Here is a 24,504-nt window from a genome sequence, read left to right as displayed (position 1 = left end):
AATGAGGGAGTTCGATCAGGTCCAAGCGTGCGTCGCTCTCCTATCGGGCTCGCTTCGCAAATATAAACTGCTCGATGCGCCACGCGTCAGCGCCTCTCGGACGGCGCTCAGCGCGCCAGGAAAAGGAATCGGGTTGGATGTCGTAGAAAATCCAACGCAGTTCGCCATGTTCGTCCGCATATTCCTGAACAATTTCATTATCTATTGGCTTGGCGATCATGTTGATCTGCCGGCGGTTCAGCGGACCGTGGAATGTGAACCGCCAAACGTCCTCGACAGGATCGTAGATCCGGACACATAGGCCGCACTCGGCAGTGGCTGCGCCGGCGAGAACCTCTGTTCGCGGCGGAACCTGCCATACGTCGATTACGGCGCGTCCCTCCAGAGCATAGCTGAATTCCCATTCCCCAATGGCAGTGCGTTCAGGCTGACCAAGTGGCAAATAACGAATCGATATATTCCACAGGCCAACGAATTGGCCATACGTTTTCATGGCCCCTGCGCGATCAAGTGCTGGCTCTCCGGACAGTAGGAGGGTTAATTCCGATGTCATTGGTTCGATCCAATCAGGATAATAGGACCTATTGCGGCTGGTTGAGTAACAGTTACTTGGGGGCTACGCGTGAGAATCGGACTGCTTCAGCTTTGGCCTTAAGCCTGAACCAGAATGACTGGATTATCAAATCAAGTGCGATCGAGTAGGCGCTTTTGAATTGTGCGTGCTGGTCGAGACTTTGGTGACAACCGCTGGTGAAGTGGCAGGATCGGATTTGCACATGTACGTCAATCCCGCTCCAGCGGCGATGGCGCGGATCATCTGCGGGGCGAGCACGAGCACGCTCAGACAGCGGCGGTCACTTCACGCGCAGAAGCGTATATCTAGCGACAAAAATCTCACACGTTGCGAGGGAGCGCCAATTTCTTTGGCAAGATGGCGCACCCGACACGATTCGAACGTGTGACCTTTGCCTTCGGAGGGCAACGCTCTATCCAGCTGAGCTACGGGTGCTTGAGGCGGTGAGCCTAGGCTCTTTCCCTACCTGATTGACGGTCGAAGGGCAACCTCGAAGGGCGGGAGGAAACCGCGAAAGGACCGGCGTGATCTCCCGGCTCGACCGTTCAGCGTGGCCGGAAGCGGCCATGACCCCGATTTGTTCCCGCCTGTTCCAACCTTTTCAGCTCACACATTGTCGCAGCCCGATATTGGCCAGTAGAGATGTGAAAATCCCTATAACTTGGCGGCATTTACGTCAGCATATCTGACAAGAAATTTGACCGCTGAGGCTATAGTTGAAGCTTGGCCTGTCTTATTCTCGCCCCATTAGGCTCGAGTTTGCACGCCCTTGCATAACAACAAGGGAATGCATTGTGGTTAAACGCAAAGTAATATTAGCACTTTCATGCCTATTCGTTTCTGCAATTGGCGCTACTTCGGCTTCTGCCGACACGTGGCTCAACTTTCGCGGCAGTACGCAAATTCAGGCCGGCCAGGCGTCCTGGTATGGACCCGGCTTTCAGGGCCGGCGCACAGCCAGCGGCGAGCGTTTCAACACCAATGATTTAACGGCGGCGCACCGCACGCTTCCCTTTGGAACGCGGGTTCTGGTCAAGAACAGGCAGACCGGCCAATCGGTCGTGGTGCGCATCAATGACCGCGGGCCTTATGTGCATGGCCGTGTCATCGACCTTTCCCGCGCTTCGGCGCAGGCGATCGGCATTTCAGGCACGGCACCTGTCGAGCTTTCTCGGCTCTGATCGGCTATCTGCCAAAAGCCCTCGCCAGACAGGCGAGGGCCATTCTCAAGTTTCGATTGAGCCGTCAGGCGCGAGCCATCGCGGGGGCCGGAATTTCAACCTCGATCTCGAGGGTCGAAAGATCCGCGCCGCGGTTCATGCGCACCTGAACGCGCTCCCGCTCCACGTCGACGTGGCGGCCGACGACGGCCAAAATTTCTTCGCGCAGCAGCGCGACGAGATCGGGCTTGCCGCTGACGATGCCGCGTTCATGCTGCAGCAGGATCTGCAAGCGTTCGCGCGCAACAGGCGCCGACGTGCGGCGGTTGAACATGTTCATGAAACTCATGCGGCTCTCCGTCCGAACAGTTTCCCAAGCAGGCCCTTCTTGTCGGAGGGAACCGTCATCTCGACGGCTTCGCCCTTCAACCGGCGGACTGCATCGAAATAGGCGCGGCCCGGCGCGCTGGCGGGATTGTTCAACGTCACCGGGCTGCCGACGTTGGATGCGCGCAGGACTTCTTCGCTTTCCGGAATGATGCCGAGAAGCGGGATGGAGAGAATTTCGAGAACGTCATCGACCTTCAGCATCTCGCCGCGCTCGGCGCGCATGGGGTCGTAGCGGGTGAGCAGCAGATGCTTCTCTACGCGTTCGCCCTTCTCCGCCTTCTCGGTCTTGGAATCGAGCAGGCCGATGATGCGGTCGGAGTCGCGCACGGAGGAGACTTCCGGATTGGTGACGACGACGGCCACATCCGCATGGCGCATCGCGAGCGTCGCGCCGCGCTCGATGCCGGCGGGGCTGTCGCAGATGATCCAGTCGAAGCGTTCTTTCAAGTCGTTGAGAACGCGCGCCACGCCATCTTCCGTCAGCGCGTCCTTGTCGCGCGTCTGCGAGGCGGGAAGCAGCGACAGGTTCTCGAGACGCTTGTCGCGGATGAGCGCCTGATTGATCTTCGCATCGCCCTGCACGACGTTGATGAGATCGAACACGACGCGCCGCTCGGCTCCCATCACGAGGTCGAGGTTGCGCAAGCCGACATCGAAGTCGATGACGACCACCTTCTCGCCACCTTGGGCGAGCGCGCCGCCCAGAGCCGCTGTCGACGTCGTCTTGCCGACGCCGCCCTTACCGGATGTTACGACCAGGACTTTCGCCATTGTCGTCTCTCTTTCTATTGTTCAATCCAATGTTGTCAGGATGATCGAATCGCCATCCAGGCAGACCTGGACCGGTTGACCATGAAATTTCGGACCGAGATCGTCGGCCGTCTTGTAGAGTCCGTCGATGGCGATCAACTCCGCCTCGAACTTGCGACAGAAGATGCGGGCGCGGCTTTGCCCGGTGCATCCGGCAATCGCCCTTCCCCGCAGCGTGCCGTAGATGTGAATCGAACCGCCCGCCACGACCTCGGCACCGGACGCAACAGATCCGAGAATGGTGACGTCACCCTCCGTGTGGAGGATGGACTGACCCGAGCGAACCGATCCTTCGATGAGAAGGGTCGTGGAGGCCGCGGGTTGGGGAGCTTGCGTCGCGGGCAGAGGGACGGCGTCGAGATCCGGCAGTTCGATATCTGCGACCGCACGCCCGCCATTGACGGCGGCGGGCATGTCAGCATCGAGAACTGCGGCAGCCGCCCCTTCGAGCCCGATGATGCGGATGTCGCGCATTTTGAGCGCGGCAAGGAAAAACTTCAGCTCTGACTTGGAAGGCTTGATGCCCGACACATCGGCAATGATCGGCCGCCCCGAGAAGAAGCCCGGCGAGCGCTGGATGACGTCGTCGAGGTCTTCAAGCCAGTCCCGCAGCGGCACCGTCGGCGCCAGCACGAGCGCCAGGAAGGATTTGCCACGGAAGCGAAGAGAGGGACGGGTGCGAACGGCGATGGTCACGGTCAGATTCCTGCTGTTCCGTGATTTCGACGTTTTATGGTTAATAGGCGGTTAAGACGGCCGCTCGCGTTAACATTTTTGTGGTGGAAGACCTGCGGCGAAATGGACCACAGGGGACATCTCACCCTTTGGCTCGGACCCGCTCCCGATAGGCCGTATAAAGCCCGCTCGCGGCGATGACGGCAGCGCCGATCACCGTCCACTGGTCAGGCAACGCGTTGAAGACGAAATAGCCCAAAATGGCCGCCCAAATGAGCTGGATGTAGGAGAAGGGCGCGATGGTTGACGCGTTAGCGTGGCGATAAGCCAGAATCACGAACCAGTGTCCGATGGTCGAGAAGATGCCGACGCAGACGCCGAGCCCGATCTCACCCCAGCTCGGCGTGACCCAGGAGAACGGCAGCAGCACGCTCAACAGCGCGAAGCCGACGAAAGCCGACCAGGCGAGTGTTGTGAGCGAATGATCGCGCCCGCTCATCTTGCGGGTGACGACCGCGGCTGCAGCCCAGCTTGTCGCCCCGCATAGCGGCAGGAGGGCCGCCACATTGAACGCGCCCGTCCCCGGGCGGATCACGATCAGCACGCCCAAAAGCCCGACCGCCGCCGCACTCCAGCGCCGCCAGCCCACCTTCTCGCCGAGAAAGACGATGGACAACGCCATGATGAGGATGGGCGAGATGAAGTAGATCGCGGTCGCATCCGCGACCTGGAGAAAGCGCAGGCCCGCCGTGAAGAGCAAAGCAGAGCCGACGGTGCCGAGACCGCGCAGCACCTGCAGCCAGGGATGCTGCGAGCGCAGAAGCGTGCCACTGCCATTCATCATCAGCAGGGGGATGACGAGCACCGAAAACGTCGCATAGCGGATCCATGCGATTTCTACAGCGGGCACGGCACCGGCGAGGCCTTTGGTGACGATATCCGAGCCTGAGAAGAAAACGGTCGAGATCAGCATCAGGACCGTTCCGCGCAGCTGCGACTGGACCGGTCTGGCATCCGCGACAGGCTGTTGTGTTGTCGACTTCTCGCGCGCGGCTTGGGTAATCATTGCATTCTCGAAAAATGAGGGCCGCGTCTCAAGGCCGGGCGGCAACCTGGGCTCAATGCTCCCATGAGCGGGTGTTCTCCCCCAAAGAGAAGCGCAAAAGCAACACGTGCTCCATGCACGCAGCGAATAGATTAACATCTCGTTTGCGATAGGGTCCCGCGCGGCCCCAGGGAATCTTTTTCATGGACAGAGGCAGCGAGACAACCGCAGAACGGCTCGAAGGCGGCACGCCCGCCTTCCGGCGCCTGAACCTGGCTCTTTTCGCAGCCGGGTTTGCGACCTTTGCGGTGCTCTACTGCGTGCAGCCTCTTCTTCCGATCTTTTCGGAAGAATTTCAGGTCAGCGCTGCCGTCAGCAGCCTGTCGCTCTCCCTCTCCACCGGCTTTCTCGCGGTCGCGATGCTGGTCGCGGGCTCGCTTTCGGACGTTCTGGGACGAAAGCCGATCATGGTGGCGGCGCTTTTGTCCTCGGCTTTGCTGACCATCCTGTCGGCGCTTGCGCCGACCTGGCCTATCCTTCTCACCACCCGCGTGATGATCGGCATCACGCTGAGCGGACTGCCCGCCGTCGGCATGGCCTATGTCAGCGAAGAGGTGGACCGGAAGTCCATTGGCCTTGCCATGGGGCTTTTCATCGGAGGCAACGCCATCGGCGGCATGTCGGGCCGGCTCATCACCGGCATTCTGACGGACCTCAGTTCATGGCGGGTTGCCGTCGGAGCCATCGGCGCGCTCGGGCTTGTCGCGGCGGTCATGGCGTGGCGCAGCCTTCCGCCCTCAGCGCATTTCCACCCGCGTCGCGCGGATCTGATGGATTTGCTGCGCTCTTTCGCGGCTCACCTGAGCGATCCCGGCTTGCGGGGTCTTTATGCGGAGGCGTTCCTGCTCATGGGAGCCTTCGTGACGCTCTACAACTATCTCGGCTATCGCCTGATGGCGTCGCCCTATCTTTTGAGCCACAGCGCCATCGGCGCCATCTTCGTCATCTATCTCGTGGGAACGGCAAGCTCGACCGTGGCGGGAAGCCTGGCCGATAGGTTCGGGCGACAGCATGTTCTCTGGGCAGTGATCGCCGTCATGCTTTTCGGCGTCGCGCTGTCTCTTCTCTCCTCACTCTTCGCCATTCTCGCAGGCATCGTCGCCGTCACGTTCGGCTTCTTCGGCGCCCATTCGGTTGCGAGCAGCTGGGTCGGAGTGCGCGCGCAGACGGCGAAGGCGCAGGCCTCCGCACTTTATCTGTTCTGCTATTATTGCGGCTCCAGCATCGTCGGCACGCTCGGCGGCGTCTTCTGGGCATCGTGGGGCTGGCCCGGCCTTGCGGGCCTTGTCAGCGCTTTGCTGATCGCAGCGCTCGCCGTCGCGTTTCGATTGCTGAGGATCGGCCCTTCTCTATGACGAGGCGACGCGCCTAGACATTTAGTCTATGCATGGCAAAAGCCTCCGCATGTTATCTCACGGACCACTCGCCCTGTTCGACAGATCACAACGATAAGCCTCACATCATCATGGATCTTTCCACCGCGGTCCTTCTCGCCGCATCAGGCCTTGCAGCCGGTCTCGTCAACGCCATAGCAGGTGGCGGCACCTTCTTCACCTTTTCCGCGCTCGTCGCCTCCGGCCTGCCGCCGGTCATCGCCAACGCGACCAGCGCCGTTGCAGTCACACCTGCCAATCTGTCGAGCGCCTGGGCCTACCGCCGCGAACTGGCGGACAATCTCCGGCGCTTCACCGCGCTCGGCATCGTCAGCCTGATCGGCGGCCTTTTGGGCGCCTACATTCTGACCGTGACGGACAACACCGCTTTCCGGCGGCTCGTGCCGTGGCTTCTCTTGTTCGCCACCGTGCTCTTCGCCGCAAGCCCGCGCATCGTGGCGCTGGCCCGCGCCATCGGCCGCGCCGAGGGCCACACGCCAACCACCCGCGCCTGGGCGGCGGGTCTCGCGTTTCAGTTTTGCGTATCCATTTACGGCGGATTCTTCGGTGCGGGAATGGGCATCGTGATGCTCGCGGCGCTCGCCATCACGGAAGGTGACGACTTTCACCTCATCAACTCTGCCAAGCACCTGTGCTCGACGCTGATTCAGCTTGTGGCGGTCGTCCTGTTCATCGCGGCCGGCCTCGTGAGCTGGCGCGAAATGGTCATCGTCGGCGCCGCATCTGTCATCGGCGGCTATCTCGGCGTCGTCTTCGGCCGCCGATTGTCGCCTGTCGCCATCCGCTGGGTCGTCATCGGCGTCGGCGCGGTCCTGACGATTTATTTCTTCGTCCGCTAACCAGCTGTTGGAGAGCGGCCCTCGCCTCGGATTTTTCCGATCCCCGCCCGATTCACGCCATAACCTTAACCATAGCTGTTCGGAGTGATTCCGACGCGTGGAGGGACGAGATCATGGCGGAAATGAACAACCTGACGGAACAGGACAACGTTCAATCGGTGAGCGCACTCGGGCTGCGCTGGGCCGCCTTGCGCGGCATGCTGACATCGCCGCTGATCATGGTGGAAGATCAGAAGAGCCTGCGTGAGGAGCTTTTGCGCGAGCTCGGAATCATTGAAAGGAATTTCGCCTCCGCGCCGTCACGCAACGTCGCGGAAATTTCCGCGAAGATCGATATCGCGAAATCGGCACTGCGGGACGGTCTGCAGGCCGGGCAATCCTGGTTGGTGGAACTTCTGGAAAGCATTCAGAACGACTTCCAGGCGGCTTTGCCCAAGACACAGAGCCCGCGCTCGCCCGTCAATCTTGCGCGGGCCTACCAGCCGATGAATGAGGCGGTCGCGCCAGAGAAAGACGACGAGGCGGAGGAGGAGATTTCCCCCGCCGCGTGAGGCGCCTTACACCAGCCCCGGATCGATTGTGCTCTTGCGCTCCAGCCACTCGGGCATCGGAAGGTTTTTGGTCCGCAGGAAATCGGGGTTGAAGAGCTTCGACTGATAACGCGTACCGTAGTCGCAGAGCACGGTCACGATGGTGTGGCCCGGCCCGAGATGCCTGCCCAAGCGGATCGCGCCAGCCACATTGATACCCGACGAGCCGCCGAGGCACAGGCCCTCGTGCTGCAGGAGATCGAAGATGATCGGCAGAGCCTCCTCGTCGGGGATCTGGAACGCGACGTCGATGGGCGCGCCTTCGATGTTCTTGGTAATGCGCCCCTGGCCGATGCCTTCTGTGATGGACGAGCCCGTCGCTTTCAGTTCACCGGTTGTGAAATAGCTGTAGAGCGCGGCGCCCATCGGGTCTGCGAGACCAATGGTGACTTTTGGATTGCGCTCCTTCAGCGCCAGCGCGACACCGGCCAACGTGCCGCCCGTACCGACGGCGCAGATAAACCCGTCGATCTTGCCTTCCGTCTGCTCCCAGATCTCAGGTCCCGTCGTTTCAATATGGCCCTGGCGGTTGGCGACGTTGTCGAATTGGTTGGCCCAGATCGCGCCGTTCGGTTCGGAGGCGGCCAGGCGCTCCGCCAGACGGCCTGAGACCTTCACGTAGTTGTTGGGATTTGCGTAAGGCACCGCCGGAACTTCGATCAGTTCCGCGCCGGCAAGACGCAGCATGTCCTTCTTCTCCTGGCTCTGCGTCTCCGGAACCACGATGATGGTGCGAAAGCCCATTGCATTGCCGACGAGCGCAAGGCCGATGCCGGTATTGCCCGCCGTTCCCTCGACGATGACTCCGCCCGGACGCAAGGTGCCGCGCTTGATCGCATCCTGCACGATGAAGAGCGCCGCGCGATCCTTCACCGATTGTCCCGGATTCATGAACTCGGCCTTGCCGAGAATGGTGCACCCCGTCAGCTTCGAGGCGTGGCGGAGCTTGATGAGGGGCGTGTTGCCGATGGCGGCAAGAATATCAGGCTTGAAGGTCATGGCGGGCACTCTGGGACTCGCAGGAGAATTCTTGGCTCAAGTGCAGCAGACCGCGAGAGCATCGTCCAGCGTTGAAACGAAGAGATCGGCATTCTCCTTCGAGAACACGAGCGGCGGGCGGATCTTCAGGATGTTGGCGTGCGGACCCGTGCCGCTGATGAGCACACCCCGTTCGCGCATGTCGTTGATGAGACGTGCGGTCTCCGTCGTCGCGGGCTCAAGGTTTTTCCGGTCGCGCACGAGCTCGACACCGATGAAGAGTCCTGCGCCGCGTACATCCCCGATGATGGCGTGTTTGTCCGAAAGACGCCCGATCTTTTCGCGCAAATACGCGCCGACCTTTTGGGTATGGTCCACCAGGCCCTCGCTCTCAATCACTTCGAGCACCGCCATGCCGACGGCGCAGGAGACCGGATTGCCACCGAAGGTGTTGAAGTAGCGCGAAGCGCGCCCGAAAGCCTTGAGAATTTCCGGCTTCGCAATCATCGCCGCCATGGGGTGACCATTCCCCATCGGCTTGCCGACGGTCACGAGATCCGGCACGAGGCCGTGACGCTCAAAGCCCCACATCTGTCCGCCGGTCCTGCCGAAGCCGGGTTGCACCTCATCCGCAATGAAGATGCCCCCCGCCGCGCGAATGACCTCGGCGGCCTTCGCAAAAAAGCCCGGCGGATCGGAGAAAACACCGTCGCTCGACAGGATCGTGTCAACGAGAAGCGCGGCGGGCTTGATGCCCTTTGCGCGCATATCATCAATTGCAGCGGCAACATCGCGCGCAAAAGCCTCCGCCACATCCTGCCCGACGCTACGATAGGAATCGGGCGCTGGAACGGTGCGCACATAACCGCCGCGCAACACGCCTGAGCCGAGGGACGGCGAGAGCTGTGAGACGGCATCGGTCACGCCGTGATAGGCCCAATCGGTGACGATGACGCCGGTGCCGCCGGTGTGCATCTTGGCCACTCGCAGCGCGAGATCGTTGGCCTCGCTGCCCGTGCACGTAAACATGACCTGGCCGAGTTCGCGCGGGAAGGTCGCGAGCAGCTTCTCCGCATAGTCGAGGATGGTCTCGTGCAGATAGCGGGTATGCGTGTTCAACACAGCCGCCTGACGCGACAGCGCGGCGACGACATGCGGGTGGCTGTGCCCGACGCAGGCGACGTTGTTGTAGGCGTCGAGATAGGGCCGCCCGGCGGCATCGTAGAGCCATGCCCCCTCACCGCGGACGAAGTGCAAGGGATTGGCGTAAAACAGGCGATAGGCCGGCCCCAGAAGTTTTTCGCGCCGGGCGATCAGATCGCGCTCATGATCCGCCAGAGCCGTGGATTGGCCGGGCACATAGGCGTTGACCATGCTTCCCGCATTCGTCGGCATTCGATCACTCCATGCTGCAGGCGCGACGCAAGGAGGCTTGGGCCTCGCTGCGGGACAACGCCGCCATTCGCTCCAACCCCGACCACGCCGCCGGGTTGTTGCGCAGAAGATAAGTTCGGTTCTCGGGATGCTGGCTGGCCCGCCAGCCGCTGATAGCGACGATCATGACGAGCCTCGTTGCGATCAGGTCGAACAACAGATCGACCTCGATACGCTCCAACGGCGAGGCCGCATGATAGGCCGCGATGAACTCGGTCGCCGCATCCAGCGGGCTTCCTTCCTCCGACAGCTGATACGCCGCCGCGACCGCAACATCACAGATGAGGGGTGCGTGGACGAGATCGCCAAAATCCAAAATCCCCGAGACACGATCATGATCGTCGGGCTGGACGAGCACATTATGCGGGTTGAGATCGTTGTGGATCACTTGAGCGCGCAGCTTCGGCAAGAGCGGCAAAGCGTTCCGCTCGAATGCGTCCAGAAATCGCGTGGCCAGCGTGCGTTTCTCGGAATCTTGGATATGTACGAGAAGCTCCCGCACACGACTTGCCTGCTTCAAGTCCCACAAGAGGTCGTGACTGGCTGCCGGATGAGAGAAGTCGCGGAGCGCCAATCCAAGCCGCGCAAGACCGCGTCCGAGGTCGCGCCGCTGCGCGGGCGTACGCCGTACTTTGTGAAGCGGCTCGCCCTGGGCATAAGTGACGACACGCACGACCCTTGTCGGCGCTTCGCCCGGAAAGGACAGGGACAGGTCGGGCTCGCCGTTGCGCGCGCGGACGACATGCTGGATCGGCAGCTCAGGATCGACGGCAGCGACATGCAGCAGGGCTTGCGTCTGCATGTTGCTGACAAGTCTGTCTTCCGCCGGATGGGTGATCTTCAGCACATATTCCCGGCCGTCGGCACAGCGCAGATGGAAATTTTGATCGCGCTCGCTGCTCAAGGGGTGTGCGGTCGCGTTCAATCCGTAGTGATGGCGCGCCAGGGCCTCGACCTCGGCAGCGGGGACGGCTCGCGCCGCACTCGTCGGCATTTCTCCGATGCCGGCTGGATGATCGGCGTCCATACTCGTTCGCCCCTGTGCGTCGCGGGACATTCGAGGCTCGGCCGATTCTTGAGGTCAAACAAAAACGGTGAGCCTGAAGGTCGTTCAGGCTCACCGATACCCATCATGCCGCGTTCGTTCAACGGCAAATATGCTGCTTGCCGTCGGCGCCCCAATAAGTATTCGACCTGGGGTCGTAGGAGCGATACTTGTGCGAGCAGTATGAGATCCAGGTTTGGCCGCGAGACGGCCCCGCTTGTACGGTGCCGGTCGACGCAGGCGCCGCTCCGCGGCGATAGCCGTAGGAGTAACCTTTAGGATTGGTGGGGCTGTAATACTGGCTCGGCGTTTGAGCGTTCGGCGGTATCTGCGCCTGAGCGACACCAGCGCCAATGACCAACGAGGCGGCGGCGCTCGCTACCAGGGCAGTCACGATCCCTCTACGCATGGCTGAGTTCCTTATCCGGATGAAGAGCAGTCCCGGCCTGTGCAATGCTTAGCATTGTCGGAAGCCTGGCAGCCGCGATTATTGATTTAAGTCAATACGCAGCCTTTCGGTGCCTGCGGCATTTTGACCTGCGGCGACGAAACATGGCTCAGCTTTCCGAATGTGGCCTCATCGGTGGCGGCTCGACAATGAGTCGCCGACGCCTCAGGACGAACTGCTACCTTCCTCGCGTCGTGCGACGATGAGCTTTCCAAGTGCCTCGAAATCGGCTCTGCGCACCGAGCTCCGCCGCCACACGAGGCCGATGGTGCGTCGTGGCGGATCGTTTGGAAACGCGATCAGCGCAACGCGGCGCCGATCCACTTCCGAGTCCGCGCACAGTTCGGGAAGAAGTGTGACGCCGTGGCCCGCTGCGACCATCTGCATGATCGTGGTGAGAGACGCGGCCCCCAGCGCCTTGCGCATCTGAACATTCGCGATGGAGCAGAATTGCAGCGCTTGATCGCGCAGGCAGTGTCCTTCTTCCAGAAGCAGCAGACGCTCGCGCTTGAGACGCGCCTGCGGATCGTCCGCCGGCCAGTCCCGTGCCGCCTTGGCCTGAACGGCGATCAGAAACCGGTCGTCGAACAAGGCTAAGGTTTCCAGCTGTGCATTCTGCACCGGCAGAGCCAGAAGAGCCGCATCGAGATCGCCCCGCACCAGTTCCTCGATCAGCGTGTCGGTCTGCGTCTCGCGGATCAGGAGTTCGAGGGACGGATAGGCTCTTTCCGCGTCCGCCAGGAGCGACGGCAGAAGGTAAGGGGCAACGGAAGGAATGATGCCGAGCCGCAGCGATCCCGTCAGCACGCCGTTTTGCTGGCGCGCGCACTCGGCCAACTCGCGAACATCGGCCAAAATGGCCTCAGCGCGCGCCGCGATTTCTTGACCCACGGCGGTCAGCGTCACCACGTTGCCGCGCCGTTCCACAAGCTCGATTCCGAGCTCCCGCTCCAATTCCTTGATCTGCATGGACAGGGCAGGCTGCGTGACCGCGCATTGGTCCGCAGCCATGCCGAAATGTCGGGTGCGGGAGAGCGTTTCGAAGTAGCGGAGCTGTCGGAGCGTGACCATTACGATCAGATTATCTGATCGCGGAGCATAAGCAATGCGATTGGACCTGATCGGCAGCAAAGGTCATCCTGCCCGAGCTAATATTTTTGGGAGAGGACGATGACCAAACGCCCCACGATGACCACCACGGCCGGCGCGCCGGTTCCGGACAATCAGAACAGTGTTTCAATTGGCCCGCGCGGCCCGCTTCTCCTGCAGGATTATCAGCTCGTCGAAAAGCTCGCGCACCAGAACCGCGAGCGGATTCCGGAGCGCGTCGTTCATGCGAAAGGCTCGGCGGCTTACGGCACGCTTACCATCACCAACGACATCTCGCGCTATTCCAAGGCGAAGGTTTTTTCCGAAATCGGCAAGGCAACCGAAGTCTTCCTGCGTTTCTCCACCGTTGCGGGCGAACGCGGCGCGGCGGATGCGGAGCGCGACGTGCGCGGCTTCGCGCTGAAGGTCTATACGGAAGATGGCAACTGGGACCTCGTGGGTAACAACACGCCGGTGTTCTTCGTGCGTGATCCGGTGAAGTTCCCCGATTTCATCCGCACGCAGAAGCGTCACCCTTCGACCAACCTGCGATCTGCGACGGCGATGTGGGATTTCTGGTCGCTGAGCCCGGAAAGCCTGCATCAGGTCACGATTCTCTTCTCGGATCGCGGCCTGCCGCAGGGCTATCGCTTCATGAACGGCTATGGCTCGCAAACCTATTCGTTCATCAACGAAAAGGGCGAGCGGCACTGGGTGAAGTTCCACTTCAAATCGATGCAGGGCATCAAGACCTGGACCAACCGCGAGGGTGAAACTGTCGTCGCGAAGGACCGCGAGAGCGCGCAGCGCGATCTCTATGAAGCGATCGAGAAAGGTGATTTCCCGCGCTGGAAATTCTGCGTGCAAATCATGCCGGAATCGGACGCAGGCAAGACGCCCTACAATCCGTTCGACATCACCAAGGTGTGGCCGCACGGCGATTATCCGCTGATCGAGGTCGGTATTCTGGAATTGAACCGCAACGCCGCGCATTATTTCGCGGAAGTGGAGCAATCCTCCTTCTCGCCCTCGAACATTGTGCCAGGCATCGGCTTCTCACCGGACAAGATGCTGCAGGGCCGCATCTTCGCTTATGCGGATGCGCATCGCTATCGCGTCGGCACGCATTACGAGGCGCTGCCCGTCAACCGCCCGCGCTGCCCGGTCCATCACTATCACGCCGATGGCGCAATGCTGTCCGACATTCCGACCCGGGGTGATGCCTATTACGAGCCGAACTCCTTCAATGGTCCGGTGCAGGAGGATCGCTTCGCCGAACCGCCGCTGGCAATCTCCGGCGATGCAGCGCGCTACGACCATCGCGTCGGCAACGACGACTACAAACAGCCCGGCAATCTCTTTCGCCTCATGACGGCGGAACAACAGGGCCGTCTGATGGACAACCTCGCCGAGGCGATGCAGGGCGTACCGGTGGAGATCGTGAAGCGCCAGATCGTCCACTTCTACCGCGCTGACAAGGCCTATGGCCTGGGCGTCGCGAAGCGCATGGGCGTCGAGGTGGAGGCGTTAAGCGAAGCAGCTGAATAGGACCCGGCAAAAGCGTTGAGAGTCCGCAATTGAAGTGGCCGGGTGAAAACCCGGCCATGACAGCGCAACCTTCGTCATTCGGGCCACCTATTGCGGCAACGTCCCGTTCGCCGCCAGTACCTCACCCGCGAGATAAAGCGAGCCGCAAATGAGCACGCGCGGCGGGTGCTCCCAGACGTAGTTGTGGAGCGAGGCGAGGGCCGATTCGACGCTGGGCTGGATCGAGGTGGTAAGGCCGACGCTATGCGCGATGGCCGCCACCTCCTCCGCCGGACGCGCCGCGATCTGGCCCGCGATGGGCACCGCGATCACCTCGCGCGCGAGGCCCAAAAAGTTTTTGAAGAAGGCTTCCGAATCCTTCGTGCCGAGCATCCCGGCGATGATGACGAGCGGCGCGTCGTTGCGCTCGCTCTGGTCCGCCATGGCGGCGGCGAGGACGCGGCCGCCATCGGGGTTGTGGCCGCCGTCGAGCCAGAGCTCGCAGCCTTCCGGTGCGATCTCCGGCAGACGGCCCTTGGTGAGGCGCTGCAGGCGGCCCGGCCATTCGGCGCGAGTCAAACCCTTCTCGAAGGCCGCAGTCTCGAACGTGTCGAACCCTGCCGCGCGTAACGCCGCAATCGCCGTGCCCGCATTGATGAACTGATGGCGGCCGATGAGCTTTGGCAGCGGCAGATCAAGCAGGCCTTTCTCGTCCTGATAGACGAGGCGCCCGCCTTCCTCATGCACCGAATAATCCTGGCCGCCGATGAGGATCGGCGTCGCGCCGACGCGCTCGGCCTCGTCGCGCAGGGCTTCATCCGCCTCGCGGTAATCCTGCAATGCGATGACGGCCGGGCAACCACGCTTGAAGATACCGGCCTTTTCGCGCGCGATGCCATTCAACGACGTGCCGAGAAACTCCGCATGATCCTGCCCAATGGACGTGACTACAGCGGCAGCGGGACGGTCGACGACGTTGGTCGTGTCGAACCGGCCGCCGAGACCTACTTCGAGCAGCAACACATCCGCCGGCTCCTCCGCGAACAGCAGAATCGCGGCAGCCGTGGTGATCTCGAACATGGTGATCTGCTGACCGGCATTCACTGCTTCGCAGCGGCGGAAGGCCTCAACCAGCCGCTCCTCGCTCACATACTGCCCGCCGCCGATGCGGCCGAGCCGGATGCGCTCGTGAAAGCGCACGAGATGCGGCGAAGTGTAAACGTGAACGCTGAGCCCGGCGCTTTCCAGAATTGCGCGCATGAAGGCAATGGTCGAGCCCTTGCCGTTGGTGCCCGCCACGTGGATCGTCGGCGGCAGGCGGCGTTCGGGATGACCGAGCTCAGCGAGCAAACGCTGGATGCGCCCGAGCGACAGGTCGATTGCCTTCGGGTGCAGGGCGAGAAAGCGCGCAATCAGCGCATCGGAGGAATCCATCGCCCCGCCCTCGACTTTAGGCCGCGACCGCCGGGGTCTTGGTGAGAAGGCGCGCGAGGCGGGCGACGGTGGCCTTCATGTCGTGACGGTGCACGACCATGTCCACCATGCCGTGATCCTTCAGGTATTCCGAACGCTGGAAGCCCTCGGGCAGCTTTTCGCGGATGGTCTGCTCGATCACGCGAGGACCGGCAAAGCCGATGAGTGCGCCGGGCTCGGCCAGATGCACGTCGCCGAGCATCGCGTAAGACGCGGTGACGCCGCCCGTGGTCGGGTTGGTGAGCACGACGATGTAGGGCAGTTTCGCCTCACGCAGGCGGCGTACGGCGACGGTGGTACGCGGCAGCTGCATCAGCGAGAGAATCCCCTCCTGCATGCGCGCGCCGCCGGATGCAGCGAAGAGCACGTAAGGTGTCTTCTTCTCGAGCGCGGTTTCAGCACCCTTCACGACCGCCTCGCCCGCGGCCATGCCGAGCGAACCGCCCATGAAGCCGAAATCCTGCACCGCGATGGTCATGGGCAGGTTTTCCACGCGGCCATAGCCGACTTTGAACGCATCCTGCTGGCCAGTCTTGGCGCGGGCGTCCTTGAGACGGTCGACATAGCGCTTCTCGTCACGGAACTTCAGCGGGTCGATGGCGGCTTCCGGCAGAGCCACATCGAGCCAGGTGCCGCCATCGAACATCAGGCCGAGGCGCTGGGTGGCGGAAATGCGCATGTGGTGGTTGGAGCCGGGAATGACCCACTGGTTCGCTTCCACATCCTTGTGAAAGACGACCTGTCCGGTTTCCGGGCATTTGATCCAGAGATTGTCCGGCGTCTCGCGCTTGAAGAGCGTCTTGATCTTCGGGCGGACGACTTCAGAAATCCAGTTCATGTCACTCTACCTTTCGTCATGGCCGTCCCCGGACTTGATCCGGGGATCAGACCGGCCATCCACGTCGTCCCACGCGGTTCAAGGCGTGGATGCCCGGATCAAGTCCGGGCATGATGTGTCAAAAATTCTTCAAGCCGCCGCCCGCTTCGACACGGACCGCACACCCTCACTCAAGTCCTTCACCAAGGTGGTGACGGCCTCGACCGTGCGCGAGGTGGCGCGCTCGTCGCTGTCGAGCGTGCCCTTCAGGGCGTTGATCAGCGCCGAGCCGACCACGACCCCGTCCGCGCCCTTGGCGATGGCCGCCGCGTGCGCGCCGTTCTTGACGCCGAAGCCGACCACGACGGGCAACGGCGTGTGCCGCTTGATGCGCTCCACCGCCGTGGAGACCTGACCGAAATCGGGGGTCGCCGCGCCGGTGATGCCGGTGATGGAAACGTAATAAACGAACCCGGCCGTGTTGGCGAGCACCGCCGGAAGCCGCTTGTCGTCCGTCGTCGGAGTGGCCAACCGGATGAAGGCGAGCCCCGCTTTCAGGGCCGGTAGGCACAGCTCGTCGTCTTCCTCCGGCGGCAGATCGACCACGATCAGGCCGTCGACGCCCGCTTCCTTGGCATCGGTGAGGAAGCGCTCCACGCCATAGACGTAGATGGGGTTGAAATAGCCCATGAGAATGATCGGCGTCTCACCATCCTCCTTGCGGAAGCGGCGCACCAGATCGAGGGTTTTCACCGTGTTCTGGCCGCCCTTCAGCGAGCGCAGGCCCGCCGCCTGGATCGCCGGGCCGTCCGCCATCGGATCGGTGAACGGCATGCCGAACTCGACGATGTCGGCGCCTGCCTTGGGCAGGCTCCGCATAATCTCGAACGAGGTTTCGAGGTCGGGATCGCCGGCCATGACATAAGTGACGAGCGCGGCGCGGCCTTCCGCGCGGCATTTTTCAAAACGGGCTTCGATGCGCGAGGTCATTACGGCTTGCCAACTTTGCAAATGGGGCGGTTGAACGGAGCGTCCAGCTTCTCGGGAGCTTCGTATTCCCCCTCGCCGGGCCGCGCGGTCAAGCGCGCAATGGTAAACTTCTTCACCAAGCGCTCGCCCTGGTGAAACTCGCAACTGATGTTGCGCACCTCGGCAGGCTTCTCGTTGGGGTTGAAGAACAGCAGAAAAACGGTCGACGTCCGGGCATTGGAGCTCTGAACGACCGTCTTGATGTTCATTCCGCGATATTCGACAGGCTTCAGCGAGGCGGCAAAACCCGCTTCTGCCATCAAAACACAGAAGCCAAGCGCAATCAGGACCGGTTTCAAATCTTCGCCCCCAGAATCTCCGCGATCTGCGGGATGTCCTTGTCGCCGCGGCCGCTGATGTTCACCACCATCAGGTGATCCTTCGGCTTCTTGGGCGCGAGTTCGATGACCTTGGCGATGGCGTGGCTCGATTCGAGCGCGGGCAGGATGCCCTCGAGCTTCGAGCAGAGCTGGAAGGCGTCCAGCGCCTCCTGGTCGGTGGCGGAAATGTAGTTCACCCGGCCCACATCGTGCAGCCAAGCGTGCTCCGGCCCAATGCCGGGATAGTCGAGGCCTGCCGAGATGGAATGGGCGTCCTGAATCTGGCCGTCAGAATCCATCAGAAGATAGGTGCGGTTGCCGTGCAGCACGCCGGGGCGGCCGCCGGTCAACGACGCCGCATGAAGCTTGTCGAGGCCGTGGCCTGCCGCTTCGACGCCGTAGATCTCGATGCCGCGATCGTCGAGGAAGGGATGGAACAGGCCAATCGCATTCGAGCCGCCACCGACGCAGGCGATGAGCGAGTCGGGCAGACGGCCTTCCGCCTGCATCATCTGCTCGCGGGTCTCGTTGCCGATGACGCATTGGAAATCGCGCACCATGGCTGGATAGGGATGCGGGCCCGCGACCGTGCCGATGCAGTAGAAGGTGGTCGAGACGTTGGTGACCCAGTCGCGCAAAGCCTCGTTCATGGCGTCCTTGAGCGTCTTGGTGCCGGATTGCACGGGCACCACCTCGGCGCCGAGCATCTTCATGCGGAAGACGTTGGGCTTTTGCCGCTCCACGTCCACCGCGCCCATATAGACGATGCACTCGAGGCCGAAGCGCGCGCAGAGCGTCGCCGTCGCAACACCGTGCTGGCCAGCGCCCGTTTCCGCGATGATGCGCTTCTTGCCCATGCGGCGGGCGAGTAGGATCTGACCGAGCACATTGTTCACTTTATGCGCGCCGGTGTGGTTCAGCTCTTCGCGCTTGAAGTAGACCTTGGCGCCGCCGAGATGCTCGGTCATCCGCTCGGCGAAATAGAGCGGGCTCGGGCGGCCAATGTAATGGGTCATGTAGGAGTCCATATCCGCCTTGAACGACGGATCGGTCTTGGCCTCCTCATAGGCCTTTTCCAACTCCAGAATGTTCGGCATCAGCGTTTCGGCGACGAAGCGTCCGCCGAACATGCCGAAGTGCCCGCGCTCGTCGGGGCCGGTGCGGTAGGAATTGGTTTGAGCCTTCGCTGACACGTTTTCTCGCCTTTACGATACCGGCGCAGCATATGCCGCCCGGGCAGCCTTGATGAAGGCCTCGATCTTGCCGGAATCCTTGACGCCGGGCGCCACCTCGACGCCCGACGACACGTCGACGGCGCGGGCTTTCGTCAGCCTGATCGCCTCCGCCACGTTGCCGGGGTTGAGCCCTCCTGACAACATGAAGGAGAGGCGGGGGTCAAGCCCGGTGAGAAGCCGCCAGTCGAAGGGAAGCCCGTTACCGCCGGGGAGCGCTTCCGGCGTCTTCGGCGGCTTGGCGTCCAACAAAAGGTGGTCGGCGATGGCCGAATAGGCATCGAGCGCCGCGAGATCCCCCGCTTCGGCGATGCCGATGGCCTTCATGACCGGTTTTTTGAACGTTGAGCGGATGGCGGCGACGCGCTCCGGCGTCTCGTGGCCATGCAGTTGCAGCAGGTCAGGGTCCAGCGCCGTGACCGCCTCGGCTATTGCCGCATCCTCCGCATCGACCAGCAGCACGACCCGCCCCGCCCGGCCCTTCGCCAGGGCCGAGAGCCGTTGGCCGAGCGAGAGGTCCACATGGCGCGGGCTTTTGGCGAAACGCACGAAGCCGACCCAATCGGCCCCCGCCTGAAGCGCGGCCTCAAGGGTTTCAGGCGTCGAGAGCCCGCAGATTTTGACGGCGTGGTCCATACCCAACCCTTAGAGCAAATTGCTTTTTGACAACATCAAAAACCAATTTTCTCTAACTCTTTGTTGTCGCATGAGTTTTGCGAAAACCGGCACCCACTTTTTCGCATCATGCTCTACGCCCCCAGCGGCAGCGAACGCCAGACCAGCATCGCCGCAGCCAGATCCTCCAGCGCCGTGCCGACGGACTTGAACAGGGTGATGGCGTCATCATTGCGCGTCACCGGGTTGCGGCAAAGGTCGAACAGGGTGCCCTTCACGTGGCTGCGGGCAATCGCGCCGCTCTTCAACGACAGCGCCACGTCCCCGCCCTCGCTCAACGCCGCGTCGGTATCGACATAGACCTCGGCGCGCTGCACCGCCACGTCGTCGGATTCGCGCATGGCAAGATTGAACGCGCCGACAAGGTCGAGATGCGCGCCGGGTTTAAGCCACGCGCCCTTGACGATGGGATCATTGGAGAGCGTCGCGCAGGAGACGATGTCGGCTTGGCGTACCGCTCCTTCGAGATCGGTCACGGCGGTGACGGGCAAACCTTCCGTGCGCAGGGCTGCCGCCACACTCTCGGCCCGCTCGGGGCGATGATTCCAGAGCGCGATTTCGGACAAGTCACGCTGGCTCGCATGGGCGCGGATGAGGAAGGGAGCGAGCGCGCCTGCGCCGACCATCACCATGCGGTGTGCATCTTTTCGCGCCAAAGCCCGCCCCGCCAGCGCCGAGGCTGCTGCCGTGCGCCAGACCGTGAGGCGCGTACCGTCGAGCCCGGCCAGCGGCGCGCCGGTCGCGCCATCCATCAAAAGATAGGTGCCGAGCACGCTCGGCAGATTTTTCGCGCCATTATCCGGAAAGACCGTGACGATCTTCACGCCCAAAAAGCCATTCGCCGCGGCGGAGCCGGTCCAGGCTGGCATCAGCAGCAGGGTGCCGTGGGCTCCAGAGCGCTCGATCTCGTGATGGTGGCGCACCGGCGTCACGACGTCGCCGCGAAACGCCTCCGCCAGCGCGTCGATCAGGGCGGGAAAGGTGAGGACCCGATCGATCTCGGCGGAGGTGATGACGCGCATGGTGCTCTGTAACGGTTTTGAGATTTTGAACGGCTAGAAAGTCGGCGGCTGCGACGGTGGCAGGGAGGACGGCAGCATTGGCGTCTGCGCGCGCAGGTGCCCCGCTTCGTCCTGCAGGCGCGACACCTCGCGCTTGTATTGGCGGCGCGCGCGGCGGTGCTTGCCTTGCGCGATCCAAGTCGCCGTGCCGCCGATCAGAACGCCGACGGCGACGGCGGCGAAGATCACCAGGAACAGCGGCACCTGCGCTGCGAATTCCGGCGCTTCCTGCGAGAACGGATCGAGCGAGAGCGTCACGGGGCTGCGGTTCGCGACCGCGAGCAGCACGACGAGAATCGCGATGGGGAGAAGAACGAGCGCCTTGAGAAAGCGGATCACGAGCGCCTCTTTTCGGTTTGCGGCGTGTCTTTCGGGCTGGCTCCTCGCCTCTCAGGCGACGCGTCGGAGCCTGCCCTGCTTGCTTTTAGCGTGCGGCAGCAGCCTTCAGCGGCTTGGGCGAATCGTTGAGGCGCTGGCGCATTTCCTTGCCGGTCTTGAAGACGGGCACGACCTTTTCGGAGATGGAAACGGCCTCGCCAGTGCGCGGATTGCGGCCGGTGCGGGCATCCCGCTTCTTCACCGAGAACGCGCCGAAGCCGCGCAGTTCCACCCGGTCACCCCGTGCGAGAGCGTCGGCGATGGTGTCGAGAATCGCATTCACGATGTTCTCGACATCGCGCTGATACAAATGCGGATTTTGCTCAGCGATCTTGAGCACCAGTTCTGATTTGATCATGTAACGGTTATCTGTTTGACGCTGCTTTATTTTTCCGAAGGGTGCCAGACGACCAACAGACCGTCAAGTTGTGCTTGGTCCGCAACCGCCGAGGTGCGACGTAACGCTTCGGCAACCCCCGTCAGGCCGACGAGGTCGGCCCCCGAGGCCGCAACCGCCAGGAGGGGAATCTCCCGGCTGCCGCTCGGCCGCCAGTCCTGAACCGGCAGGTTCTTGCGCACGCCCTTTTCCCGCTCCAGCCAGGCAATGGCATCCCGCTCGGTGCCGAGGGAATCGACGAGCTTCAGCGGCACGCCCTGGCGGCCGCTGAAGACCTGGCCGGTGGAAGCGGCGGCGAGCTCGGCATCGGTCAGATGCCGCCGCTCGCGCACGAGCCCCTTGAACCAGCCGAAGGTGTCGTTGACCACCTCCTGCAGGGCCGCGCGGGCCTCCGGGCTCGTAGGATTGAAGCCGCTCGGCTCCGCCTTGAGCGGCGAGGATTTCACCGCCTCGACCTTCACACCCCAATTGGTGAGGAGCTGGGACACGTCGGGATATTGGAACAGCACGCCGATGGAGCCGACGATCGCCGTCTCACGGGCGACGATGTGATCGCTGGCGATGGCGGTGATATAGCCGCCCGAGGCCGCCGTGCCCTCGACAAAGGTCACGACCGGCTTCTTGTCCGCCAAGCGGCGGATGTTGCGAAAAAGCTCTTCCGACCCCGTGGTGGTGCCGCCGGGGCTGTTGACCGAGATCACCACCCCCGCGACGTTCGGCGCGCGCCCAACCCGGTCCATGAGATTGGCGAGGCGCTGGCTCGAGGTGATGAACCCGTTGATGGAAATGCGCGCCACATGCTCCTGCCCGGGCACGAGGCCCGACCGGTTGGCGCCCAGATAACCGAGCGCAACGATGGCGGCGATCAGCCCCAGAAGGCCGGTAACCCGCCAGAAGGTGAGCTTGCGGCGCAACCGGCGGCGATCGGCAATGACTTCAGCATCAACGGACATGTGCTTCTCACGTAGGCTAAGCTTTTGATGTGACACAGTATTGTGGAGGCATGTGGGCGGCAAGACACCCGGCCAACAAAAAACCCGCGCGAGAGGCTCGCGCGGGTTCTGATCGATGGAGACCCCGGACGAAAATCCGGGGATCGCCTGATTACTTCTTGTCCTTGGCCTTGAGAGCCGCGCCGAGAATGTCGCCGAGCGACGCGCCCGAATCGGCCGAGCCGTACTGCGCCATGGCTTCCTTCTCCTCAGCGACCTCGAGGGCCTTGACGGAGACGGTGACGCGGCGGGCCTTGCGGTCGAACTGCGTGACGCGGGCATCGAGCTTCTCGCCGGCGGCGAAACGCTCAGGGCGTTGGTCGGCACGGTCGCGAGCCAGTTCAGCGCGCTTGATGAAGGTGGTCAGATCGGTATCGACGATCTTCACCTCCAGGCCGCCGTCCTTCACCTCGAGCACTTCGCAGGTGACGATCTGGCCCTTCTTGAGCTCGCCGGCTTCCGCGAAGGGGTCGCCCGCGAGCTGCTTGATGCCGAGCGAGATGCGCTCCTTCTCGACGTCCACGTCGAGAACCTGGGCGCGCACGATATCGCCCTTCTTGAAGTCGTCGATGACCTGCTCGCCCGGACGATTCCAGTCGAGATCCGAGAGGTGGACCATGCCGTCGACGTCGTTCTCGAGACCGATGAACAGACCGAACTCGGTCTTGTTCTTGACCTCGCCCTCGACTTCCGAACCGACCGGGTGCTTCTCGGCGAAGGCTTCCCACGGGTTCTGCAGGGTCTGCTTGAGACCGAGCGAGATGCGGCGCTTGACCTGATCGACTTCGAGAATGACGACCTCAACCTCCTGCGAGGTGGAGATGATCTTGCCCGGATGGACGTTCTTCTTCGTCCAGGACATCTCGGAGACGTGGATGAGGCCTTCGATGCCCGGCTCGAGCTCAACGAACGCACCGTAATCGGTGATGTTCGTGACGCGGCCCTTGAGCTTGGCGTTGACCGGGTAACGGGCGGCAATGCCCTCCCACGGATCGGCCAGAAGCTGCTTGATGCCGAGCGAGATGCGGTGCGTCTCGTGGTTGATCTTGATGATCTTGACCTTGACCGTCTGGCCGATGGTTACGACCTCGGACGGATGGTTCACGCGGCGCCATGCCATGTCGGTGACGTGCAGCAGGCCGTCGATGCCGCCGAGATCAACGAACGCACCGTACTCGGTGATGTTCTTGACCACGCCGTCGATGACCTGACCCTCTTCGAGGTTGGCCACGAGTTCGGAGCGCTGCTCGGCGCGGCTCTCTTCGAGAACCGTGCGGCGCGACACCACGATGTTGCCGCGGCGGCGATCCATCTTGAGGATCTGGAACGGCTGAGCCACGCCCATGAGCGGGGTGACGTCGCGGACGGGGCGGATGTCGACCTGCGAGCGCGGCAGGAACGCCACGGCGCCGTCGAGATCGACGGTGTAGCCGCCCTTGACCTGGTTGAAGATGACGCCGTTGACGCGCTCTTGTGCTTCGAAGGCCTTCTCGAGCTTGACCCACGACTCTTCGCGGCGAGCCTTGTCGCGCGAGATGACGGCTTCGCCCAGCGCGTTCTCGATGCGCTCGACGTAGACTTCGACCTCATCGCCGACCTTCAGTTCGCGGTCGCGGTTGGGGCCGGTGAATTCCTTGAGGGCGACGCGACCTTCGGTCTTGGCGCCGATGTCGATGACCGCGACGTCTTTCTCGATCGCGACCACCTTGCCCTTGACGACCGAACCTTCGCTGATTTCGTTCGTGCGGAAGGACTCTTCGAGCAGCGCCGCGAAATCTTCACGGCTCGGCTGTTGCATAGCTACGGACATATGATCTCCTGAATGGCCCAGATTGAAGGGGCCCGCCGGCGGTTCGTGTTACGGGGCGCTCCCGCCCGCCGCTGCCAGGGACGCCCCTCGAGGGCCAAGTCCAAGGCATACCGCTTTCAAGAAGCGGGCCGGCGTATCGCCAGCGGACAGAAAACGCATTTATCGTCAAGACGTTAGCGGAACACCTCGGAGGCGCGTCTCGCGCACCTTCGAACACGGCACCCGTCAATGTCTGTCGGATGGGCGTCGCTTTAGCCCAAAT

General features: G+C 62.6%; 26 protein-coding genes and 1 tRNA gene. 5 read left to right on the top strand and 22 right to left on the bottom strand.

Annotated elements, in window-relative coordinates; all coding sequences use genetic code 11:
• Positions 1-40: 40 nt before the first annotated feature.
• Positions 41-493, bottom strand: a complete 453-nt coding sequence (locus HB375_RS03905; protein WP_167671614.1) for a hypothetical protein — start codon at positions 491-493, stop codon at positions 41-43.
• Positions 494-932: 439 nt separating this feature from the next.
• Positions 933-1,009 (bottom strand) — tRNA-Arg (locus HB375_RS03900).
• Positions 1,010-1,419: 410 nt separating this feature from the next.
• Between HB375_RS03900 and HB375_RS18055 the strand changes: the two genes are divergently transcribed.
• Positions 1,420-1,755: a septal ring lytic transglycosylase RlpA family protein gene (locus HB375_RS18055; RefSeq protein WP_343232350.1), complete on the top strand. Its 336-nt coding sequence runs from the start codon at positions 1,420-1,422 to the stop codon at positions 1,753-1,755.
• Between the two features lie 64 nt (positions 1,756-1,819).
• On the opposite strand, the gene minE is transcribed toward HB375_RS18055, so the two are convergent.
• From minE to HB375_RS03875, 4 genes are all read right to left on the bottom strand, one after another.
• Positions 1,820-2,083, bottom strand: coding sequence for a cell division topological specificity factor MinE (gene minE, locus HB375_RS03890; protein WP_167671612.1), 264 nt, complete (start codon positions 2,081-2,083; stop codon positions 1,820-1,822).
• Positions 2,080-2,895, bottom strand: a complete 816-nt coding sequence (gene minD / locus HB375_RS03885; protein WP_167671611.1) for a septum site-determining protein MinD — start codon at positions 2,893-2,895, stop codon at positions 2,080-2,082. Before minD ends, minE begins: the two co-directional genes overlap by 4 nt.
• Before the next feature lie 21 nt (positions 2,896-2,916).
• A complete protein-coding gene (minC, locus tag HB375_RS03880) occupies positions 2,917-3,636 on the bottom strand; it encodes a septum site-determining protein MinC (RefSeq protein WP_167671753.1) in 720 nt (239 codons plus the stop codon).
• Between the two features lie 115 nt (positions 3,637-3,751).
• Positions 3,752-4,675, bottom strand: a complete 924-nt coding sequence (locus HB375_RS03875) for a DMT family transporter (protein WP_167671610.1) — start codon at positions 4,673-4,675, stop codon at positions 3,752-3,754.
• Between the two features lie 182 nt (positions 4,676-4,857).
• Here HB375_RS03875 and HB375_RS03870 point away from each other — a divergent pair, with 182 nt between their 5' ends.
• From HB375_RS03870 to HB375_RS03860, 3 genes are all read left to right on the top strand, one after another.
• Entirely contained in the window at positions 4,858-6,069 is a 1,212-nt protein-coding gene (locus HB375_RS03870) for an MFS transporter (protein WP_167671609.1), read from the top strand.
• Between the two features lie 110 nt (positions 6,070-6,179).
• Positions 6,180-6,947 (top strand): sulfite exporter TauE/SafE family protein, encoded by a 768-nt coding sequence (locus HB375_RS03865; RefSeq protein WP_167671608.1) that lies wholly within the window; start codon positions 6,180-6,182, stop codon positions 6,945-6,947.
• Between the two features lie 113 nt (positions 6,948-7,060).
• A complete protein-coding gene (locus tag HB375_RS03860; RefSeq protein WP_167671607.1) occupies positions 7,061-7,498 on the top strand; it encodes a hypothetical protein in 438 nt (145 codons plus the stop codon).
• A gap of 6 nt (positions 7,499-7,504) precedes the next feature.
• Here HB375_RS03860 and HB375_RS03855 read toward each other — a convergent pair whose 3' ends face one another.
• The 5 genes from HB375_RS03855 to HB375_RS03835 all read right to left on the bottom strand — a co-directional run bounded on the left by HB375_RS03855 (position 7,505) and on the right by HB375_RS03835 (position 12,513).
• Positions 7,505-8,536: a cysteine synthase A gene (locus tag HB375_RS03855; RefSeq protein WP_167671606.1), complete on the bottom strand. Its 1,032-nt coding sequence runs from the start codon at positions 8,534-8,536 to the stop codon at positions 7,505-7,507.
• A gap of 36 nt (positions 8,537-8,572) precedes the next feature.
• Entirely contained in the window at positions 8,573-9,910 is a 1,338-nt protein-coding gene (locus tag HB375_RS03850) for an aspartate aminotransferase family protein (RefSeq protein ID WP_425515154.1), read from the bottom strand.
• A 4-nt stretch (positions 9,911-9,914) separates the two neighbouring features.
• On the bottom strand, positions 9,915-11,006 hold the full coding sequence (locus HB375_RS03845; RefSeq protein WP_205800022.1) for a phosphotransferase: 1,092 nt from the start codon (positions 11,004-11,006) through the stop codon (positions 9,915-9,917).
• Between the two features lie 88 nt (positions 11,007-11,094).
• The gene (locus HB375_RS03840; protein WP_167671605.1) at positions 11,095-11,403 is read right to left on the bottom strand and encodes a BA14K family protein; all 309 of its coding nucleotides are present in this window, start codon (positions 11,401-11,403) and stop codon (positions 11,095-11,097) included.
• Between the two features lie 204 nt (positions 11,404-11,607).
• Positions 11,608-12,513 carry a hydrogen peroxide-inducible genes activator gene (locus tag HB375_RS03835; RefSeq protein WP_167671604.1) on the bottom strand — a complete coding sequence of 302 codons (906 nt, stop codon included), beginning with the start codon at positions 12,511-12,513 and terminating at the stop codon, positions 11,608-11,610.
• A gap of 99 nt (positions 12,514-12,612) precedes the next feature.
• On the opposite strand from HB375_RS03835, the gene HB375_RS03830 reads away from it, so the two are divergent.
• Positions 12,613-14,079, top strand: coding sequence for a catalase (locus HB375_RS03830; RefSeq protein ID WP_167671603.1), 1,467 nt, complete (start codon positions 12,613-12,615; stop codon positions 14,077-14,079).
• An 87-nt stretch (positions 14,080-14,166) separates the two neighbouring features.
• Here HB375_RS03830 and HB375_RS03825 read toward each other — a convergent pair whose 3' ends face one another.
• The 11 genes from HB375_RS03825 to rpsA all read right to left on the bottom strand — a co-directional run bounded on the left by HB375_RS03825 (position 14,167) and on the right by rpsA (position 24,242).
• A complete protein-coding gene (locus tag HB375_RS03825; protein WP_167671602.1) occupies positions 14,167-15,492 on the bottom strand; it encodes a bifunctional folylpolyglutamate synthase/dihydrofolate synthase in 1,326 nt (441 codons plus the stop codon).
• Between the two features lie 16 nt (positions 15,493-15,508).
• Entirely contained in the window at positions 15,509-16,369 is an 861-nt protein-coding gene (gene accD, locus HB375_RS03820) for an acetyl-CoA carboxylase, carboxyltransferase subunit beta (protein WP_167671601.1), read from the bottom strand.
• A gap of 129 nt (positions 16,370-16,498) precedes the next feature.
• Positions 16,499-17,338: a tryptophan synthase subunit alpha gene (gene trpA / locus HB375_RS03815; RefSeq protein ID WP_167671600.1), complete on the bottom strand. Its 840-nt coding sequence runs from the start codon at positions 17,336-17,338 to the stop codon at positions 16,499-16,501.
• Positions 17,338-17,676: a hypothetical protein gene (locus HB375_RS03810; RefSeq protein WP_167671599.1), complete on the bottom strand. Its 339-nt coding sequence runs from the start codon at positions 17,674-17,676 to the stop codon at positions 17,338-17,340. The genes trpA and HB375_RS03810 overlap by 1 nt, the downstream gene beginning before the upstream one ends.
• On the bottom strand, positions 17,673-18,827 hold the full coding sequence (trpB, locus tag HB375_RS03805) for a tryptophan synthase subunit beta (RefSeq protein WP_167671750.1): 1,155 nt from the start codon (positions 18,825-18,827) through the stop codon (positions 17,673-17,675). Before trpB ends, HB375_RS03810 begins: the two co-directional genes overlap by 4 nt.
• A 75-nt stretch (positions 18,828-18,902) precedes the next feature.
• Entirely contained in the window at positions 18,903-19,565 is a 663-nt protein-coding gene (locus HB375_RS03800; RefSeq protein WP_167671598.1) for a phosphoribosylanthranilate isomerase, read from the bottom strand.
• Between the two features lie 113 nt (positions 19,566-19,678).
• Positions 19,679-20,626 (bottom strand): bifunctional Delta(1)-pyrroline-2-carboxylate/Delta(1)-piperideine-2-carboxylate reductase, encoded by a 948-nt coding sequence (gene lhpI / locus HB375_RS03795; RefSeq protein ID WP_167671597.1) that lies wholly within the window; start codon positions 20,624-20,626, stop codon positions 19,679-19,681.
• Between the two features lie 33 nt (positions 20,627-20,659).
• The gene (locus HB375_RS03790; RefSeq protein WP_167671596.1) at positions 20,660-21,004 is read right to left on the bottom strand and encodes a lipopolysaccharide assembly protein LapA domain-containing protein; all 345 of its coding nucleotides are present in this window, start codon (positions 21,002-21,004) and stop codon (positions 20,660-20,662) included.
• Between the two features lie 85 nt (positions 21,005-21,089).
• Positions 21,090-21,401, bottom strand: coding sequence for an integration host factor subunit beta (ihfB, locus tag HB375_RS03785; protein WP_167671595.1), 312 nt, complete (start codon positions 21,399-21,401; stop codon positions 21,090-21,092).
• Positions 21,402-21,427: 26 nt separating this feature from the next.
• Positions 21,428-22,393 (bottom strand): signal peptide peptidase SppA, encoded by a 966-nt coding sequence (gene sppA, locus HB375_RS03780; RefSeq protein WP_167671594.1) that lies wholly within the window; start codon positions 22,391-22,393, stop codon positions 21,428-21,430.
• A gap of 151 nt (positions 22,394-22,544) precedes the next feature.
• Complete coding sequence (rpsA, locus tag HB375_RS03775) at positions 22,545-24,242, bottom strand: 30S ribosomal protein S1 (protein WP_167671593.1); 1,698 nt, start codon at positions 24,240-24,242, stop codon at positions 22,545-22,547.
• Positions 24,243-24,504: the final 262 nt, after the last annotated feature.

Origin of the sequence: Microvirga terricola (genome assembly GCF_011777495.1) — a bacterium.
In the GTDB taxonomy this organism is placed as follows: Bacteria; Pseudomonadota; Alphaproteobacteria; order Rhizobiales; family Beijerinckiaceae; genus Microvirga; species Microvirga terricola.
Note: the sequence above shows the minus strand (reverse complement) of the source record. Positions and strands in the feature narration are given on the sequence as shown.

What these genes read in the sequence shown, in the direction of transcription:
- HB375_RS03905 (WP_167671614.1), bottom strand. Translation starts at nt 493, where the DNA reads ATGAAAACGTATGGCCAATTCGTTGGCCTGTGGAATATATCGATTCGT.
- minE (WP_167671612.1), bottom strand. Translation starts at nt 2,083, where the DNA reads ATGAGTTTCATGAACATGTTCAACCGCCGCACGTCGGCGCCTGTTGCG.
- minD (WP_167671611.1), bottom strand. Translation starts at nt 2,895, where the DNA reads ATGGCGAAAGTCCTGGTCGTAACATCCGGTAAGGGCGGCGTCGGCAAG.
- HB375_RS03875 (WP_167671610.1), bottom strand. Translation starts at nt 4,675, where the DNA reads ATGATTACCCAAGCCGCGCGCGAGAAGTCGACAACACAACAGCCTGTC.
- HB375_RS03870 (WP_167671609.1), top strand. Translation starts at nt 4,858, where the DNA reads ATGGACAGAGGCAGCGAGACAACCGCAGAACGGCTCGAAGGCGGCACG.
- HB375_RS03865 (WP_167671608.1), top strand. Translation starts at nt 6,180, where the DNA reads ATGGATCTTTCCACCGCGGTCCTTCTCGCCGCATCAGGCCTTGCAGCC.
- HB375_RS03860 (WP_167671607.1), top strand. Translation starts at nt 7,061, where the DNA reads ATGGCGGAAATGAACAACCTGACGGAACAGGACAACGTTCAATCGGTG.
- HB375_RS03855 (WP_167671606.1), bottom strand. Translation starts at nt 8,536, where the DNA reads ATGACCTTCAAGCCTGATATTCTTGCCGCCATCGGCAACACGCCCCTC.
- HB375_RS03850 (WP_425515154.1), bottom strand. Translation starts at nt 9,910, where the DNA reads ATGCCGACGAATGCGGGAAGCATGGTCAACGCCTATGTGCCCGGCCAA.
- HB375_RS03845 (WP_205800022.1), bottom strand. Translation starts at nt 11,006, where the DNA reads ATGTCCCGCGACGCACAGGGGCGAACGAGTATGGACGCCGATCATCCA.
- HB375_RS03840 (WP_167671605.1), bottom strand. Translation starts at nt 11,403, where the DNA reads ATGCGTAGAGGGATCGTGACTGCCCTGGTAGCGAGCGCCGCCGCCTCG.
- HB375_RS03835 (WP_167671604.1), bottom strand. Translation starts at nt 12,513, where the DNA reads ATGGTCACGCTCCGACAGCTCCGCTACTTCGAAACGCTCTCCCGCACC.
- HB375_RS03830 (WP_167671603.1), top strand. Translation starts at nt 12,613, where the DNA reads ATGACCAAACGCCCCACGATGACCACCACGGCCGGCGCGCCGGTTCCG.
- HB375_RS03825 (WP_167671602.1), bottom strand. Translation starts at nt 15,492, where the DNA reads ATGGATTCCTCCGATGCGCTGATTGCGCGCTTTCTCGCCCTGCACCCG.
- accD (WP_167671601.1), bottom strand. Translation starts at nt 16,369, where the DNA reads ATGAACTGGATTTCTGAAGTCGTCCGCCCGAAGATCAAGACGCTCTTC.
- trpA (WP_167671600.1), bottom strand. Translation starts at nt 17,338, where the DNA reads ATGACCTCGCGCATCGAAGCCCGTTTTGAAAAATGCCGCGCGGAAGGC.
- trpB (WP_167671750.1), bottom strand. Translation starts at nt 18,827, where the DNA reads ATGTTCGGCGGACGCTTCGTCGCCGAAACGCTGATGCCGAACATTCTG.
- HB375_RS03800 (WP_167671598.1), bottom strand. Translation starts at nt 19,565, where the DNA reads ATGGACCACGCCGTCAAAATCTGCGGGCTCTCGACGCCTGAAACCCTT.
- lhpI (WP_167671597.1), bottom strand. Translation starts at nt 20,626, where the DNA reads ATGCGCGTCATCACCTCCGCCGAGATCGATCGGGTCCTCACCTTTCCC.
- ihfB (WP_167671595.1), bottom strand. Translation starts at nt 21,401, where the DNA reads ATGATCAAATCAGAACTGGTGCTCAAGATCGCTGAGCAAAATCCGCAT.
- sppA (WP_167671594.1), bottom strand. Translation starts at nt 22,393, where the DNA reads ATGTCCGTTGATGCTGAAGTCATTGCCGATCGCCGCCGGTTGCGCCGC.
- rpsA (WP_167671593.1), bottom strand. Translation starts at nt 24,242, where the DNA reads ATGTCCGTAGCTATGCAACAGCCGAGCCGTGAAGATTTCGCGGCGCTG.